This is a genomic window from Chitinophaga barathri, from assembly GCF_003807585.1.
GTDB lineage: Bacteria > Bacteroidota > Bacteroidia > Chitinophagales > Chitinophagaceae > Chitinophaga > Chitinophaga barathri.
The window spans coordinates 1-15,496 of record NZ_RMBX01000022.1 but is presented as its reverse complement, the minus strand read 5'-3'; the positions used below and the strand labels follow the sequence as shown (position 1 = coordinate 15,496).

Sequence of the window (15,496 nt, the reverse complement as noted above, 5' to 3'; positions counted from 1 at the left end):
GAAGCGCCTTGCGGTGCTTCCAGTTCAAATTATATAGGGAAATATGTTACGAGATCAATTTCTGCCGGAGAAGGAACTCCAGTTTTTCGTTTACATCCAGCAGTTTTTCGGTCAGTTCCCGGTTTTCTTTGCGCAGGGCGTACACTTCGTAGGCCTTTTCGATGTTATGACGAAGCTCTTCGTCGTTCCAGGGCTTGGAGAAATATTTGTATACCTGTCCTTTATTGATCGCATCGATCACGGCATTAATATCCGCATAGCCGGTGAGCAGGATGCGGATCGGTTCCGGGTATTTATTGAGGATACTCTCAAAAAATTCAATTCCCGTCATTTTGGGCATACGCTGATCCGATATAATGATGTGAAAATCATGATCTTCCAGCAATTTATAAGCATCATCCGCAGATTCGGCCGTTTGAACCGTATAAATCCTCCTGAACGATGCCTTAAATGCATTCAGGTTATGTATTTCATCATCGATATAGAGGATGTGAATGTGTTGTGCACTCATTATAACGCAGTAGACTTAATGTAAGTTAATAAAAATAAATGAGTTAGAAACAACGGAAAGTTGCGCAAGTGTCAAAACCAAAAACACAGGCATTAGCATTCTCTATAACTTCAAACCGTAATGTCAGATCCACATCCATCCACGGGAAATCAGGACCAAACATAGATATTTTTTAACATTCGGTTTCCAACTTTCTGATGACTGCCAACATGTAATTCGTAACCGCTGGAAGTTGCCCGGTAACCGTTCCGGTTTGAACCTTGTTTTGCGCTTTCCGTTATTTCTTGTAGGTTTGATAGTACCCGTTACCAAACATTATAAAAAAAGATAGAATATGAAAACTGGAATCATTGTAATCATTGTCCTGGTTCTGCTGGGCTTTTTCGGTTGCAGCAAGTACAACGGATTGGTGAAGAAAGATGAAGTGGTGCAAAAAGCGTGGGGGAATGTTGAAACGCAGTATCAGCGCAGGGCGGATCTGGTCGATAACCTGGTGAGCACCGTAAAGGGTTCCGCCAATTTCGAACAGGAAACACTGACCAGGGTGATAGAAGCACGCGCCAAAGCAACTTCCGTACAGATCAACGCAAATGATCTGACCCCTGAAAAGATCCAACAGTTCCAACAGGCACAGGGCGAACTGGGCGGTGCGCTCAGCAGGCTGCTCGTATCAGTTGAAAAATACCCCGAGCTGCGTACGACAGAACAATTCCAGACGCTCATGGCGCAGCTGGAAGGCACGGAAAACAGGATCGCGGTTTCCAGGAACGATTTTAACGGCGCTGTGAACGAATTCAACAGCAGCGTACGCACTTTCCCGAACAATATCATCGCGGGCCTCGGCGGATTCAGCGCCAAAGGTTACTTCAAAGCTGCTGAAGGCAGCGACAAGGCGCCCAAGGTTGATTTCGGCAAGTAATATATCATACTGAACGGCGGATGAAGGCGTAGACCCTGCATCCGCCGTTAATAATATTCCATTTGAAATGAAATTATTTTCATTCAATAAAAAAGAGCTTTTCTCCGAACCGGAGAAAGAACGGCTGATACAGGCCATCCGCCTTGCGGAGCGCCTGACCTCCGGGGAGATCCGCCTGTTCGTGGAAAGCCGCTGCGAGTACGTGGACCCGATGGACCGTGCAAAGGAAGCCTTTATGGCCCTGGGCATGGACAAAACAAAACAACGGAACGGCGTGCTGCTCTATATCGCCCTGCGCGATCACCAGTTTGCCATCCTGGGAGACCAGGGCATCCATGAAAAAGTAGGGAACGACTTCTGGCAAAAAGAAGCCCTGCTGCTCAAAACACATTTTTCTTCTCACAAGATCATTGAAGGCATCGAAGTATGCGTGAAAGAGATCGGAGAATCCCTGTATCATTATTTTCCATACGAAGCCGGTGACCAGAATGAGCTGCCGGACGATATCGTGTTCGGGAAATAATCACAGCAATGATTCATAAGCACAAAACAATGAAGTTTACCCGCTGGTTACTATTATGGGGTCTGATACTGACAGGATGGAGCGCTATTGCACAACAGATCCCTCAAAAACCTAATCCGCCCCGCCTTGTGAATGATTTCGCGGGCGTACTGCTCCGTTCCGAAGTAGATGAACTGGAACGGAAGCTGGTGGCCTATGACGACAGTACTTCCACACAGGTCGCTATTGTGCTGGTGAAAACCACGGGCGACTACGACATTGCGGAATATGGCCTGAAGATCCTCCGTGAATGGGGCATCGGCGGCGCTAAAAATAACGGCGTACTCATCCTCGCGGCGATAGAGGACCGGAAAGTGAGGATAGAGACCGGCTACGGCATGGAAGGCTCAGTGCCCGACGCCGTTGCTTTTGGGATTATCAATAAGGTATTAAAGCCCAACTTCCGCGACGGTCACTATTATCAGGGGCTGGAAGAGGCTACAGACGATATTATCGCAGCGGCCGCCGGCGAATATAAAGGTGTTCCCCGCAGCACCAAAGGCGGCGGCACCAGTGGCGGCAGTATTTTCGGGATCATTGTCCTGATACTCATTATCCTGTTTTTCGTAGGCCGCGGCGGTGGCGGCGGAGGAGGCGGAGGCAGGGTGATCAGCCGCAGGGGCGACAGCGTATTTGGAGGTATCCTTGGCGGAATGATCGGCAGCGCCCTCGGTGGGGGCGGCGGTGGCTGGTCAGGCGGCGGAGGAGGAGGAGGCTGGTCCGGTGGCGGCGGAGGCGGTTTCGGCGGCTTTGGCGGCGGCTCCGGCGGAGGCGGCGGCGCAAGCGGCAGCTGGTAAAAGGATTGTCAATGGTATAGCATTGCATTGATAATCCGGGGATGTTTAAGCATATTCTGATTATCGGCAGTACTGGCATTGAAAATCTGTTTTTATGATCCTACATATTCTTAACGGGGACGCTACGCGTTCCATTTTCCAGGATAGTGGTATTGAAGGGGACATGATCGTGTGGCGGGAAATGCTCTGCGAAGGCAGAACGCCCGCCACCCGGAACATGTCCCGTTTTTTTGAAGAAAGGGCCGCTTTTCTGCAACAGGCCTACGGCATAGACAGTGCTTCCTATCTCTCCGAAGCGGAGCGCGACAAACAAATACTGCAAAATGCCGCCAGTTACGACGAAATAGTCCTCTGGTTTGAATTCGACCTCTTTTGCCAGGTGAACCTGGTGTTTGTATTGTATTACCTCAGCCAGCTTTCCATCAAACTCCCGCCCGTAAGCATCGTTCAGCTGGACCATCACCCGGACGTGCCCAATTTCCGCGGCCTCGGAATGCTGCAATCCCGTCATCTCCCTCCTTTATTTAACGCCCGTACCCATATCCTGCAGGAAGACTGGGACCTGGCCCGTGCAGCCTGGGAAGCTTACAGCGCAGACGATCCGTTGGCGCTGGAAGAGCTCAGCCGCCGCCCCAGCCGTCACCTGCCTTATCTCGGCAAAGCTTTGCAGGCGCACCTCCGGAGGCTTCCCAGTGCATCAAACGGCCTCAATGCGGTGGAACATTTTTTCCTGGACAGGCTGGCGCTGGGCAAAATCCGTGAGCGCGATCTTTATTACCAGTTCTGGAATGAGCTAAAGATCTATGGATTCGGGGATTTCCAGCTGGACGTGTATACCAACCGCCTGCAACAGGCCGGCGTGGTAAAACGCGAAGACGAAATGCTGAGCATCACCGAGCTGGGAGAAGAAGTGCTGAAGCAGGAAGAGAATTACCTTTCCTTCGCCTCCAGCAAAAACATCTGGATCGGCGGCATCCCGCTGGACCATACCCCCTGGCGCTGGGATGATGAGGAAGGCAAAGTGATCCATTCCTGATAGAGGCAACCCGCGACGCCCCATCGCCGTATACTTCTCTAAACACTACACTATGAAAAAATTGCATGTCTGGATGCTCATTGCCATGGGCTTATTCTGCACGCTTGCGGTCGCATGTAAAAAAGATAAGGACGAAGAAGAAACCAAACTTTACAAAGTAACCAACGCGCCCATGACCGGAGCGCAGGAAAACCCCGCTGTTGTTACCGCCGCCACTGGCAGCTTTGACGCTACCTACAACCCCGAGAGCAAAGAATTTAAGATCACCGTACGCTGGCAGGGCCTTAGTGGTAACGCCACCCTCATGCACATCCACGGCCCGGCTGCGAGAGGTGCAAACATCGGCGTGCTCCAGAACTTCGCGACATTATTCACGCCCACCCCGGCAGGCAGCTTCACTACCGCCTTCACGATCAATGGCACCAATCAAACGGAGGCAGACCTGCTGGCTGGCAAATGGTATGTGAACATTCATACTGCGGCGAACGGAGGAGGAGAGATCCGCGGACAAATAGAACTTACTTACTAGTGAGATAAAGACGGCTAAAAGAGAACAGCTGCTTCGTTTTGCGGAGCAGCTGTTTATAAAGAGTTTGTATTTCCCGGAATGCGGGGCTGGCTTTTTTGTATGTCCGGCCGGTCTCCATGAAGGTTGCAACGATCCGGATACCACCTGCGAAAAACTGTGGACAATCTTAACAAGGGTCCGGTTGCAACTGCTTTCTGTAACCGGAGAAGGGGCTGCTGCTACGGCGGCCCTTTTTATTTCCACGCATCCATCAGGAAACGGATCCAGTTTTTGCTGGTGATGTTTTCAATATCTGTTTCCGCATAACCCCGCTGGCGCAATATTTCAGGTACTTTTTGCAGCCCGGCGATAGTGCCGAGGTCGTACGGTGATTGTTCCGTACCAAAAGCGCCGTCCAGGTCGGAGCCGATGGCGGCATGAAGGCTGTTGCCCGCCAGCTGGCAGATATGATCGATGTGGTTCACTACATTTTCCATGCTCACGCCCATCTTTTCAGGGGTGCTTTCTCCGCGTACCCAGCCCGGGGTGAGCATCCAGGCGTCAAAGGCGGTGCCTATCACGGCACCCCGCTCTATCAGGATGGAGAATTGTTCGTCCGAGAACTGGCGGTTGTGCGGCACCAGTACCCGGCTGTTATGATGGCTGGCCCATACAGGGCCGGAGAAGTGGTCCATGGCTTCAAAAAAACTTTCGTCGCAGAGATGCGTGGCATCCAAGATGATACCGAGACGTTCCATTTCTTTGAGCAGCGCCCTGCCTTTGGTGCCCAGCCCGCCGGTAGAATCGGTGCCATAGGCATATACGCCGGGGCCGTAATGCGCGGGGCCTATGGCGCGGAGGCCCGAAGCATAGGCCTTTTCCACACAGGCCAGTTCAAAAAATGAATCCGCTCCTTCCAGGCTGAGAATAAAACCGACAGGGAGCGAGCTGGTGTCTTCCGCATTTTCCCAGAGTTTGAGATGAGCGCTCAGCTCCGCCGCATTGGTGATCTGTTTCATTTCACCGCGCGCTTCCATGGCCTGGTACCAGGCCAGCTGGCCCTGCGTCTGCGCCCAGGCCTGCTCCTGGGAATGCCATCCCGGCAAAGGATTATCCAATCCTACGTATCTCGCTATCTGTGTGGCTACGCACAGGCCTACGCGGCCTTTGCGCATTTCGGGGAGGGACACCGTTCCGCGCCCGCGGTCCGGTTTATCGGTAAGGCCTTTCTCACGGTCGCGGATGGCCTGAACAGATTTGGTAAGATCGCGGTTCCACTCCAGGGCATTCATGCTCAGATCCAGGTGTGCGTCGAAAATGAAAGATTGCATAGGTTCGTTTGGTGGTGAGATATGTTAGTTGATATGGTGCGTAAACATTCTTCTAATTGATTTTCCTGCCTCTGGCGATGGCCCATGTCCCGGTGTTTGCGCCGTTTTCTATCATCTGCGCTTCGTTGTACAGGGCCACGGTGGGGCATACATGCCAGGGCGTGCCCATTAGTATATCGCCTATTTTCAGTTTATCCGCATGCGGTGTTTTTACCACCAGGTGCTCTTCGCTTTGGGAAATCACTTCATATTCAGGCAGTTCATGGAAAAACACCCTTTTGGTGATGGGATTTTCTGCGGATACCGCTTTGTGTCCGAGGTCCAGCGTTACCTGGCCTTCCGCGGGTTTGGAGAGCACGCGGGTGAGCAACAGCGCGGCCGGTACAAATCCCTGTTCAGAGAAATTGGTGGCATAACCTTCGTCCCAAAGGAGGCAGGTGCCGGGGCTCAGCATTACGTTGCTGCGGCGCGCATGTATCTGGAAAGTGGGCGTGCCGCCCGCGATGATCTCCGGATATTCCATCTGTTTGGCCAGCTCGGCAACGGGTGCAAATGCTGCATCGCACTCGGCCGTGCGTTTTGCAAAGTCCGTTTCGCGGATGTGGCCGTCGTAGGCGTGAAGGCCGCGGCAGAAAACGTTCGGCAGTTCGCGCAGCTGTTTGTAGAGGGTTAGCGCTTTTTCAGGAGCAATGCCCGTGCGGTGCATACCGTTGTCCATGTCTATGTACACGCCTGCTTTGGCGTTGATCCCGGCAAAGATGCCATTGATCAGTTCAGCGGAGGCGATGTTGTCCACCAGGGAAGCGAATGAAATAGCGGGAAACCGTTGTGTGAGCGCCGCATAGGCTTCCGCAGTGGGGGAGTTCTGCTGGTAGGCGATGACGATATCTTTGGCGCCCGCTTCCGCCAGCATCAGGGCTTCCGCGTACGTGGCGCATTTAAATCTCGTGATGCCTTTGGCTAACTGCATCTGTACGATGGGCGCCATTTTGTGTGTCTTCACATGGGGGATGAGCCTTTCGGGGCTGCCTGCCATGGATATCATTTTGTCAATGTTGCGGCTGACTTCTTCTTTAAATACCAGAAGCGCCGGCGATGCGATGTTGTTACGATAGTCAGGTTGCATTATCTTAATCTTCCAGTTCAAAAACAGCTTCTATTTCCACCGTGATGTTCTCCGGCAGGGAACCCATACCCACAGCGCTTCTCACGCCCACGCCGTTGTCCGGCCCCCAGATCTTTACAAACAGTTCGCTGCACCCGTTGATCACGTGCGGATGTTTGCCGAAATCGGGCGTGCCGTTCACCATCCCCAGTATCTTGATCACCCGTTTGATCCTGTTCAGGCTGCCGAGTTGCGAAATAAGGGTGGAAAGGATGGTGAGCCCCACCTGTTGTGCCGCCAGCTTTGCGCCGTCCGCATTTACATCCAGGCCGGCTTTGCCGTGCAGCAGCGTGCCATCAGGCAGTACCGGGCCATGACCGGATACATACACGAGCTTGTCAACGATCAGTAAAGGCTTGTAAACCCCTTTGGGAGCGGGAGCGGGAGGTAACTGAAGTCCGAGCGATTCAAAATTGGCTGCTGCGTTCATCACGAATTTTGTTTAAAGTTATCCAATAAATTGAAGTAATTCCAATACTCCCGCGGGAAATAAAATGGGTCATGATCACATGAACAGCTGCAATACCAGCACGCCTCCCAATCCGCTGAGGGACACGATCGTTTCCATCACGGACCAGGTGGCGAATGTCTGTTTCAGGCTGAGATTAAAATATTCCTTGAACAGCCAGAACCCGCCGTCGTTCACATGGGAAAACATCAGGCTGCCTGCGCCGATGGACAATACCATCAGCTCCGGATGCACGGTTTGCTGCTGGATCAGCGGGAGCAATATGCCCACCGTGGTAAGGCCCGCCACCGTGGCCGATCCCACGCATACGCGGATGGTCGCGGCAATGATCCAGCCCAGCACCAGCGGCGATACCGGCAGGTGGCTGAGCGATTGCCCGATATACGTATTGATACCGCCGTCTTTGATCACCTGCATGAACACGCCGGAGCCTGCAATGATCAGCATGATGGGCGCTACTTCTTTAAAAGCGTTTTCCATGGATTTCATGACTTGTTTCATGGTCTGGCCGCGGCGCAGGCCGAGGAAATACGCCGCTCCCAGTACGGAAAGCAGCATAGCGATATTGGGATCGCCGATGATGGCTATAAAACGGTGCAACGCGCTGCCCTTTAGCAGGAAGGGATCAAGTGCGGTGGTGATGGTAAGCAGGATGAGGGGAAGCATGGCGGTGGCCAGGCTGATGCCAAGGCCGGGCAGCTCATGCGCCTCGCGGAAATTGATGCTGAGCAGGCCTTGCTCGGGTGTCACCTTCAATTTTTTGAGCGTGCTGCCAAACAACGGCCCCGCCAAAGCGATGGTAGGTACGGCGATGATCAGCCCGTACAGCAGTGTTTTGCCAAGATCCGCTCCCAGCTGCTGACAGAGGGCAGTAGGGGAGGGGTGGGGCGGAAGGAACCCGTGCGCGGTGGACAAGGCGGATATCATCGGGATGCCGAGATAGAGCAGGGGCAGGCGGGTGGAAATGCCCGTGGCGAAAATGAGCGGCACCACGATCACAAAACCGGCAGTGTAAAACATGGGAATACCCACCAGTAACCCCGCCAGGGCCATTCCCCACTGGATGTACCGCACGCCGAAGAGGCGTACCATGGAAGTGGTGATCTGTTGCGCCGCGCCGCTGTCCGCTACTATCTTGCCCAGCATGGCGCCAAAGCCGAGTATGGTCACGAGCGATCCGAGTGTACTGCCAATACCGGTGGAAATGGCTTTGCCGATCTGCGGCCCGTCCAGCCTGCAGGCTAGCGCCAGCAGGATGCTCACGATGAGAAAAGAAATGAAAGTATCCAGCTTTGCCCACATGATGAGCACGATCAGCAGGAGGATGGCAAACAGGACCAGTAACAAGGGTGAGATCATAGCAGACGGTGGAATTTAATGCTACCCAATATAAAAAAATATGCGCGCAAAGGTCTTTTTAAGAATGATTTTTGCTGTTATTCCGCCATGGATAACATTCTTCCGGGGAAACTATCATCCCCCGGGTTTCCATCAAAAAACAAGTCCGGTTTGTGCCTTCCTTTAAACTGAACCAGCCCCAGACCAGCCTTCGGGGCGCTCAATACTGCCCGAAACCGTCTTTTTAGCCTGAAAATATCCCTTCTAAGTCCAGGGTAAGTCCAAGGTAAGTCCAGGTAAAGTCCAAGGTAAGTCCAGGTATACTCCTATGACCACCCGATGATACTTCCCTTATACTTCCCTGATACCTCCCTCATACCGGCCTCATACGGCCTCTAACCCCCTCATTATCCCAGGTCTTAAAACCGCGTCACCATGGCGACATGCCAGCCTTATTCTGATTCTTTCTCCCTGGAATCAGGTACGTGCTTGCGGAGGGCATAAAAAAAAGCAACTCCCGTTGAGGAGCTGCTCTTAAAAAAAGGTGCTGCGGGAGCTATTCTTCCTTGCTGTTTTCTTTGATCTTATTCGCTGCCTTCAGGATATAATCCGCCTGGCTGTTCAGCGCATTGCGCAGGTCACCGGAAGCGGTGGCGGCTTTTTCCTGTTTCTTTTTGGCGATAGGCCCCAGCAGGTTCACGATGTAATTGTTTACCCAGCTGTTGTTGAAGCCGGTCACCACATCCACCACTTCGTCAATGCCTTTGGTAATGGTGGGCGTATCGTCCACGGTAGCCAGGATATTGAGGTAAAGGATGGCCGCGCCGATCTTCTCCTGGCCGGTGCTTTCCTGCAGTTTGGCGGAAAAGAAAGGCACATCACTTACGTCGCCGTTTTTAGCGTATACATTCGCGATGCCGCTGTTCAGCAGGCCTTTGGCGTCTTTTTCCATGGTTTTAGCCAGTTGGTAGGCTTTTTTCGTGTCCAGCTCGGCAATAGCATTCAGGGCTGTGCCTTCCACCATATAGGAAACGTCTTTCAGAGCGCTTTCGAACAGGGGCAGATATTTCGGGTCTTTCAGCCTGCCGAGCTGTTTCAGCGCGGCGGCGCGTACGGGAGAAAACTTATCGTTTTTCGCCAGCTCCGTCAGTACAGGCAGGGCGGCGGTTTTGATCTCGCTGTTCTCTATTTTGAGGCTGGAAATGGCCAGTGCGCGCAGTCCTTCATATTTGTCGTTCAGCGAAGCGATCAGCGTGGCGCGTGCGGCGGGGTTGCTTGTCTGCTGTTTGGAGCAGGCTTCGATGGCCTCGCGGCGGTCCAGGTAATTGGGCGCGTTTTTGTACTGGAACACATACGTGTTCAGGTCCCTGCGGTCTGTCTTTTTCAGGATCAGCACTTTCTCCGCGTCCACATTTACAAAGTCCGGCTTTGCGCTCACGGGGAGGGTGAAGGTGGCTTTCTTTTCCGTCAGGCGTACATTATGACGCTCTTTTTTGCCGCCGGCATATACATCTATGGCGAAAGGCAGGTCAAACACCTTTTCTCCTTTCTGTTCGACGATCACTTTGGCTTTGCCCGCTTCGCTGTAATCGTAGGAGATGTCCAGGGTGGGGTAACCTTCGCCGTAATACCATTGGTTAAAGAACCAGTTCAGGTCCTGGCCGGTCACTTCTTCCATGGCCAGGCGCAGCTGGTGCGCTTCGGTAGCTTTGAATGCGTTTTCGCGGAGGTACAGGTTTAGGCCTTTAAAAAACGCATCGTCGCCTACAAAAGTGCGCAGCATATGCAGGATGCGGCCGCCTTTCTGGTAGCTGATGGCATCGAACATATCTTCCCTGCTGTGGTAGTGGAACCGCACCAGGTGATGATCGCCCTGGTATTCGGCAGATTCCAGGTAGTTGTTCATGGCGGAATAAGAATGTTCATCCGCTGCGTCTTTACCGAATTTATGTTCAAACCAGAGGTATTCGCTGTAATCCGCGAAAGACTCATTCATGGTGAGGTTGCTCCAGGACTCGGCCGTGACGAGGTCGCCAAACCAGTGGTGGAACAGCTCGTGGGCGATCACGGATTCGCCCAGGCGGTCGTCATCGTCCAGCAGCTCGCGGTCTGTTTTCTGAAGGAAGTCGCCGTGAATGGTGGCTGTCGTGTTCTCCATCGCGCCGGAAACATAGTCGCGCACGATGATCTGGGAGTATTTCACCCAGGGGTAATCGTAGCCGAGCAGTTTGGAGAAGAAAGTCATCATTTCAGGCGTATTGCCAAAAATGGCTTTGGCGTGAGGCGCATAGGCCTTTTCCAGGTAGTAGTTCACCTCTTTGCCGCGCCAGCTGTCTTTTACGATAGCGAAGTCGCCCACGGCCATCATAAAGAGGTAGGGGGCGTGCGGCAGCTCCATGCGCCAGGTATCCGTACGGGTGCCGTCCGCATTAGGTTTCTGGCTTACCAGTTTACCGTTGGAGAGGGTCACATATTTTTTCTCCACCGTCATGCTGATCTCGGAGGTGGTCTTTTGGTTCGTCCTGTCGATGGTGGGGAACCATACGGAGGAAGATTCGGTTTCACCCTGCGTCCAGATCTGGATGGGTTTTTTCGGGTCCGCCCCGTCAGGGTTGATGAAGTAAAGGCCTTTGGCCTCTGTGATGGCGGCGCTGCCCTGTACTTTCGCCTCATCGGGTTTGGCGGTATATTCTATGTAAATCGTATACGATTCGTTGTTTTTATACGTTTTGTTGAGTTTCAGGCGTATTTCGCTGCCATCATATTCGTATTTCAGCGGGGTGGAGCGGGCTGCTTTCAGCATGGCTTCGCTGGGGAATTTGATGGTGGAGGAGCCGCTGGTCTGCACCAGGGATATAGATTTCACGTCCATTCCTTTTGCGTCCAGCGTAAGGCTGTCCGTGGGATAGAAGTGCGGTTTGAGGGAAATCCAGGCCTTTCCGTAGAGGTAACGTTTCGCGTAATCGAAACGTACGTCCAGTTTGGTGTGAATGAGATCATTGATTTTAGTAGAAGTAGCTCGATAGATTTTCAGTTCCGGGTCTTCCTTCTCCTGGGCTGTGGATTGGGCGGATGCCTGCATGGTGAGCCCCATGATTGCGAGGCTGGCCAGCAGAAGGCCGGTAAATTTCCTGGTCTGTAAATACATGAAAAGACATTTAGTTCAAAAATAGGCCCTCTGAAGGAGGGCAGGGGTCAAATTTAAACAAATGGCCCAAAAACGAGGCAAGCGGTTAAAATTGTTATTTTTGTAGGGGACAGGACAGTTCAGATATGATATTATGATCAAAGCAACAGTGAATGGCGGACAGTCATTCGAAATAACCCCTGCCGGCCCCGGCGCCGGAAATGTGGAATGTAACGGGAAGCAGGTGAATTGGAGCGCGGAAGCGCTGCCCTCCGGCGATTTCAGCATTCTCATGGACGGTAAGAGTTTCGTGGCGCAGGTGGTGAAAACAGACCGGGATACCAAAACAATCAGCCTCCAGATCGGCCAGTCGCTTTTTGAAGTGGCCCTGGAAGAGCCGATGGACCGCCTGCTGGCCTCCATGGGCATCAGCGAAGCCTCCAGCCGTAAGATCAATGATATCAAGGCGCCCATGCCGGGTATGGTTCTGAAGGTGCTGGTAAGCCCCGGGCAGGCCATTCAGAAGGGCGACCCGGTACTGATCCTGGAAGCCATGAAAATGGAAAACGTATTCAAGGCCGCGGCGGATGCCGTGGTGAAGGAAATAAAAGTCTCCGAGCGCACAGCCGTGGAAAAAGGCGAAGTATTGATAGTGCTGGAATAATATTTGTTACAGGTAACGTTATGCACCGATTCAGAATGAAACTGTTATATCTGTTCTGCTGCCTTCTGGCCGCTTCAGGCCTTGCGGCGCAGGATCCATCTTATTTTGTTTATATACAACACGAAAAACAGCAGCCGTTTTATGTGAAGGTAGACGGCAAACTGCTGAGCTCTTCCGTGAAGGGCTACGTGATATTACCCAAATTGCAGGCCGGCAAAGTGCCGGTGACCGTGGGTTTTCCCAAAAGCGAAGCCCCCGAACAGCAGTTCGTGATCAGGCTGAATGGCAGCCGGGACTATGGGTACCTGCTGAAAAGCACCGGTGATAAGGAATACACGCTATACGACCTGCAAACCTTCGCCACGCTGAAAAGCGGCGGCGGGGCTCCGCCTCCCGCGGAAGAAGTGACGGTCACCCGTGTGTCCAACGAAAACGCCACCCAGGAGCAAAAAGACCTGATCAATAATGTACAGGCCGATGTGGAAGCCGCCCTGGCCAAAAAGCCGGATACGGTCGTGGAGCCGAAGAAAAAGGGCAGTTTCGCCACCGCGCTGGATAAGGTGGTGACGGACGACCGGCCGGAGGACATGCCGCTGGAGATCCCGAAAGCCAAACCCGTAGCGCCTCCTGTAACTGAAGTGGCCCCTGTGGCGGCGGCTGTTGCAGAAGAAGCTGCGCCAGTGAAAAAGCCCCGGAACAAAAAACGCGGCAAAGAGCGCGAACCTTTGACGGAAGAGGAACAGGCCCTGCTTAGCAGCGTGATGGAAGATGAAAAGAAGGCCGCGGCAGACGAAGCCCTCAAAGAAACCGATACCACCGCCGTAGCGGTGGCTCAGCCCGAAGGCGGGGAGCAGGCACCTGTTGCCGAGCCGGTGAAAGAGAAAAAAGAAAAGAAATCCAAAAAGAAACGTGACCAGCCGGAGCCCGAATTCATCGATTTCGGATCGGCGCCCGCCACCACGCCCGCTGCCGCGCCTGCGGCCGCCGCTGGTGAAGTGGTAGCCGAAACAGCCGGCGCCGTGGGTGAAACCGCTGAAATGAGCGCCAAAGAAGCCCGTGAAGCCAAACGCCTGAAAAAGAAAGCGGAACGGGAGCTGGCCATCCGCGAAGGCGAGATAAAAGACAGCATTGCCAATGCGGAGTTCAACAAAGACGAATCAACAGCGGAAAAGAAAAAACCGGTGATCAGCATGGTGAACTCCGATTGCGCGAAAGTGCTGGAAGTAGATGACTTCCGCAAGCTGCTGCGTACGATGAACGGCAAAAAGACAGACGAAGATATGGTGGACGCATTCAGGAAAGGGACCCGCAGCGTATGCGTGAGCACGGAGCAGGTGAGGGCGCTTACCCAGCTGATAGCCACTGAAGAAAATCGTTACCAGCTGCTGGATGCGGCTTATGCCAGGACGTACGATTCGCAGAATTTCTCTTCCCTGTCAGACCTGTTGAAAGAAGATTATTACAAGGGGCGTTTCAAGGCCATGCTGAAGAAATAGCCCTTCTTTTATACCGCTTTTGCAAATGGTGAATGACGTTGTTATTCACCATTTGTCGTTTTAAAATTCCCTACTTTCGCGCATCATGGCCAGGTATTTCATAGAAGTAGCATATATGGGGGGCCGCTACAGCGGCTTCCAGGTGCAGGAGAACGCGCTCACGGTGCAGTCTGAGATAGACCGCGCCATCAGCCTGCTGATGCGGGAAACGGTGGAGACTACAGGCTCCAGCCGTACGGATGCGGGGGTGCATGCGCGGCAGAACTTCCTGCATTTTGATACAGAGAAGGCGCTTCATCCGCAGTTTATGTACAAGATGAACGCCATATTGCCGCAGGATGTGGTGCTGAAGGGCGTTTACGCGGTGGCGGACGATCTGCACAGCCGTTTTGCCGCTACCGGGCGGGCTTACGAGTATACGTTGTACCCGTTCAAAGACCCATTTATGCGGGACAGGGGGTATTATTATCCGTATACGATCAATATGGAAGCGTTGCAGGAAGCGGCGGCTGCGGTGATGGAATACACGGACTTCAGTACGTTCAGCAAGCGGAACACGCAGGTGAAGACGTACAATTGTGCTATAAAGGAGTCTTATTGGACGCAGGAAGAGGGACGTTTAGTCTATCGCGTTAGTGCGAACCGTTTTTTGCGCGGGATGGTGCGCGGGCTGGTGGGTACGATGCTGAGAGTGGGGCGTGGGAAGCTGACGATGGCTGAATTCCGCGCTGCTATTGAGAGTAGGGACTGTACGAGGGCGGATTTTGCGGTGCCGGGGCATGGATTGAGCCTGATGCGGGTGATGTATGCGGACGGGGTGCTGGGGGAAAATATTGGAAGATAGAATCCGTTGTGGTGGGGGATTACAGTTGTTTGTGAGAAATAATTGCTGAAAACATTTGGAAGTACCGGGAAAAAGTTTCTACCTTTGCATCCCGCTAACACGGAAAACACGTAGTTCTTTGCATCGTTTTTCTTTTTGCTGCACGGCTTACAATCTTCGCCAGCAGTGGTTTTCCGAGGTTTTCAAATCAGAGAGGAGGAATAAAAATTCAAAAGAAAAATTTGGTTGTAAGAAATAGTTCTTCTACCTTTGCGACCCGCTAACGCGGTAAACTACATCAGTTCTTTACATGGTTTTGCTTTCCGGAAGTCTTTACAGGCTTGACTTTCAGGAGAAAATGATCTCGGAAAAAGATTGAAATTTTCTTCAGAAAAATTTGGATGGAAATAAAAACTCTTCTACCTTTGCACTCCCTTCTGAAACGGAGTGAACGGCACGAAGAAATGGAAAGGAAAAAGTTCTTAAAATAATACAAAAGATATGGCTTCGGGCCGGGAGGATCGGATCCTTGATATCTGCGAAAGGTTAACGATGAACAACTGCAAAAGTGCAGCTGGAGTTAACTGAAGTTCTTTGAAAGTTTGGAAACAACAGCACTGAAACTTTACCAGCAATGGTGAGGCGGATGTAAAAAACACAGGTAATGTTAGCGATAACATATTAATTGAAACGTCTGAAATTACGAGAGTAAATTTAGTCAGTTCAAACAACTCATTTACAATGGAGAGT

14 protein-coding genes are annotated in these 15,496 nt (G+C 52.5%); 8 read left to right on the top strand and 6 right to left on the bottom strand.

The genetic code is table 11. The features are described 5' to 3' along the window. Positions 1-46: 46 nt before the first annotated feature. Positions 47-511 (bottom strand): response regulator, encoded by a 465-nt coding sequence (locus EG028_RS27220; protein WP_120519459.1) that lies wholly within the window; start codon positions 509-511, stop codon positions 47-49. Positions 512-845: 334 nt separating this feature from the next. Between EG028_RS27220 and EG028_RS27215 the strand changes: the two genes are divergently transcribed. The 5 genes from EG028_RS27215 to EG028_RS27195 all read left to right on the top strand — a co-directional run bounded on the left by EG028_RS27215 (position 846) and on the right by EG028_RS27195 (position 4,354). Beyond that, a complete protein-coding gene (locus EG028_RS27215; RefSeq protein WP_120519460.1) occupies positions 846-1,430 on the top strand; it encodes a LemA family protein in 585 nt (194 codons plus the stop codon). Positions 1,431-1,497: 67 nt separating this feature from the next. Next, positions 1,498-1,953, top strand: coding sequence for a TPM domain-containing protein (locus EG028_RS27210; RefSeq protein ID WP_120519461.1), 456 nt, complete (start codon positions 1,498-1,500; stop codon positions 1,951-1,953). Positions 1,954-1,982: 29 nt separating this feature from the next. After that, the gene (locus tag EG028_RS28040; RefSeq protein WP_120519462.1) at positions 1,983-2,789 is read left to right on the top strand and encodes a TPM domain-containing protein; all 807 of its coding nucleotides are present in this window, start codon (positions 1,983-1,985) and stop codon (positions 2,787-2,789) included. Positions 2,790-2,883: 94 nt separating this feature from the next. Then, positions 2,884-3,825, top strand: coding sequence for a DUF1835 domain-containing protein (locus EG028_RS27200; protein ID WP_123864812.1), 942 nt, complete (start codon positions 2,884-2,886; stop codon positions 3,823-3,825). A 52-nt stretch (positions 3,826-3,877) separates the two neighbouring features. After that, complete coding sequence (locus tag EG028_RS27195; RefSeq protein WP_123864811.1) at positions 3,878-4,354, top strand: CHRD domain-containing protein; 477 nt, start codon at positions 3,878-3,880, stop codon at positions 4,352-4,354. 233 nt (positions 4,355-4,587) lie between these two features. On the opposite strand, the gene EG028_RS27190 is transcribed toward EG028_RS27195, so the two are convergent. The 5 genes from EG028_RS27190 to EG028_RS27170 form a co-directional block, all read right to left on the bottom strand. Beyond that, entirely contained in the window at positions 4,588-5,664 is a 1,077-nt protein-coding gene (locus tag EG028_RS27190) for a dipeptidase (protein WP_120519465.1), read from the bottom strand. Between the two features lie 52 nt (positions 5,665-5,716). Beyond that, positions 5,717-6,790 carry a D-TA family PLP-dependent enzyme gene (locus tag EG028_RS27185; RefSeq protein ID WP_120519466.1) on the bottom strand — a complete coding sequence of 358 codons (1,074 nt, stop codon included), beginning with the start codon at positions 6,788-6,790 and terminating at the stop codon, positions 5,717-5,719. A 4-nt stretch (positions 6,791-6,794) separates the two neighbouring features. Beyond that, on the bottom strand, positions 6,795-7,259 hold the full coding sequence (locus EG028_RS27180; RefSeq protein ID WP_120519467.1) for a RidA family protein: 465 nt from the start codon (positions 7,257-7,259) through the stop codon (positions 6,795-6,797). Positions 7,260-7,334: 75 nt separating this feature from the next. After that, complete coding sequence (locus EG028_RS27175; protein ID WP_120519468.1) at positions 7,335-8,657, bottom strand: gluconate:H+ symporter; 1,323 nt, start codon at positions 8,655-8,657, stop codon at positions 7,335-7,337. 535 nt (positions 8,658-9,192) lie between these two features. After that, positions 9,193-11,784, bottom strand: coding sequence for a M1 family metallopeptidase (locus tag EG028_RS27170; RefSeq protein ID WP_206614531.1), 2,592 nt, complete (start codon positions 11,782-11,784; stop codon positions 9,193-9,195). A gap of 133 nt (positions 11,785-11,917) precedes the next feature. Here EG028_RS27170 and EG028_RS27165 point away from each other — a divergent pair, with 133 nt between their 5' ends. From EG028_RS27165 to truA, 3 genes are all read left to right on the top strand, one after another. Then, positions 11,918-12,427, top strand: a complete 510-nt coding sequence (locus EG028_RS27165) for an acetyl-CoA carboxylase biotin carboxyl carrier protein subunit (RefSeq protein ID WP_120519469.1) — start codon at positions 11,918-11,920, stop codon at positions 12,425-12,427. Between the two features lie 35 nt (positions 12,428-12,462). Continuing rightward, positions 12,463-13,923: a DUF4476 domain-containing protein gene (locus tag EG028_RS27160; RefSeq protein ID WP_162946653.1), complete on the top strand. Its 1,461-nt coding sequence runs from the start codon at positions 12,463-12,465 to the stop codon at positions 13,921-13,923. An 85-nt stretch (positions 13,924-14,008) separates the two neighbouring features. Continuing rightward, on the top strand, positions 14,009-14,767 hold the full coding sequence (truA, locus tag EG028_RS27155; RefSeq protein ID WP_120519471.1) for a tRNA pseudouridine(38-40) synthase TruA: 759 nt from the start codon (positions 14,009-14,011) through the stop codon (positions 14,765-14,767). Positions 14,768-15,496 lie beyond the last annotated feature (729 nt).

What these genes read in the sequence shown, in the direction of transcription:
- EG028_RS27220 (WP_120519459.1), bottom strand. Translation starts at nt 511, where the DNA reads ATGAGTGCACAACACATTCACATCCTCTATATCGATGATGAAATACAT.
- EG028_RS27215 (WP_120519460.1), top strand. Translation starts at nt 846, where the DNA reads ATGAAAACTGGAATCATTGTAATCATTGTCCTGGTTCTGCTGGGCTTT.
- EG028_RS27210 (WP_120519461.1), top strand. Translation starts at nt 1,498, where the DNA reads ATGAAATTATTTTCATTCAATAAAAAAGAGCTTTTCTCCGAACCGGAG.
- EG028_RS28040 (WP_120519462.1), top strand. Translation starts at nt 1,983, where the DNA reads ATGAAGTTTACCCGCTGGTTACTATTATGGGGTCTGATACTGACAGGA.
- EG028_RS27200 (WP_123864812.1), top strand. Translation starts at nt 2,884, where the DNA reads ATGATCCTACATATTCTTAACGGGGACGCTACGCGTTCCATTTTCCAG.
- EG028_RS27195 (WP_123864811.1), top strand. Translation starts at nt 3,878, where the DNA reads ATGAAAAAATTGCATGTCTGGATGCTCATTGCCATGGGCTTATTCTGC.
- EG028_RS27190 (WP_120519465.1), bottom strand. Translation starts at nt 5,664, where the DNA reads ATGCAATCTTTCATTTTCGACGCACACCTGGATCTGAGCATGAATGCC.
- EG028_RS27185 (WP_120519466.1), bottom strand. Translation starts at nt 6,790, where the DNA reads ATGCAACCTGACTATCGTAACAACATCGCATCGCCGGCGCTTCTGGTA.
- EG028_RS27180 (WP_120519467.1), bottom strand. Translation starts at nt 7,259, where the DNA reads ATGAACGCAGCAGCCAATTTTGAATCGCTCGGACTTCAGTTACCTCCC.
- EG028_RS27175 (WP_120519468.1), bottom strand. Translation starts at nt 8,657, where the DNA reads ATGATCTCACCCTTGTTACTGGTCCTGTTTGCCATCCTCCTGCTGATC.
- EG028_RS27170 (WP_206614531.1), bottom strand. Translation starts at nt 11,784, where the DNA reads ATGTATTTACAGACCAGGAAATTTACCGGCCTTCTGCTGGCCAGCCTC.
- EG028_RS27165 (WP_120519469.1), top strand. Translation starts at nt 11,918, where the DNA reads ATGATCAAAGCAACAGTGAATGGCGGACAGTCATTCGAAATAACCCCT.
- EG028_RS27160 (WP_162946653.1), top strand. Translation starts at nt 12,463, where the DNA reads ATGAAACTGTTATATCTGTTCTGCTGCCTTCTGGCCGCTTCAGGCCTT.
- truA (WP_120519471.1), top strand. Translation starts at nt 14,009, where the DNA reads ATGGCCAGGTATTTCATAGAAGTAGCATATATGGGGGGCCGCTACAGC.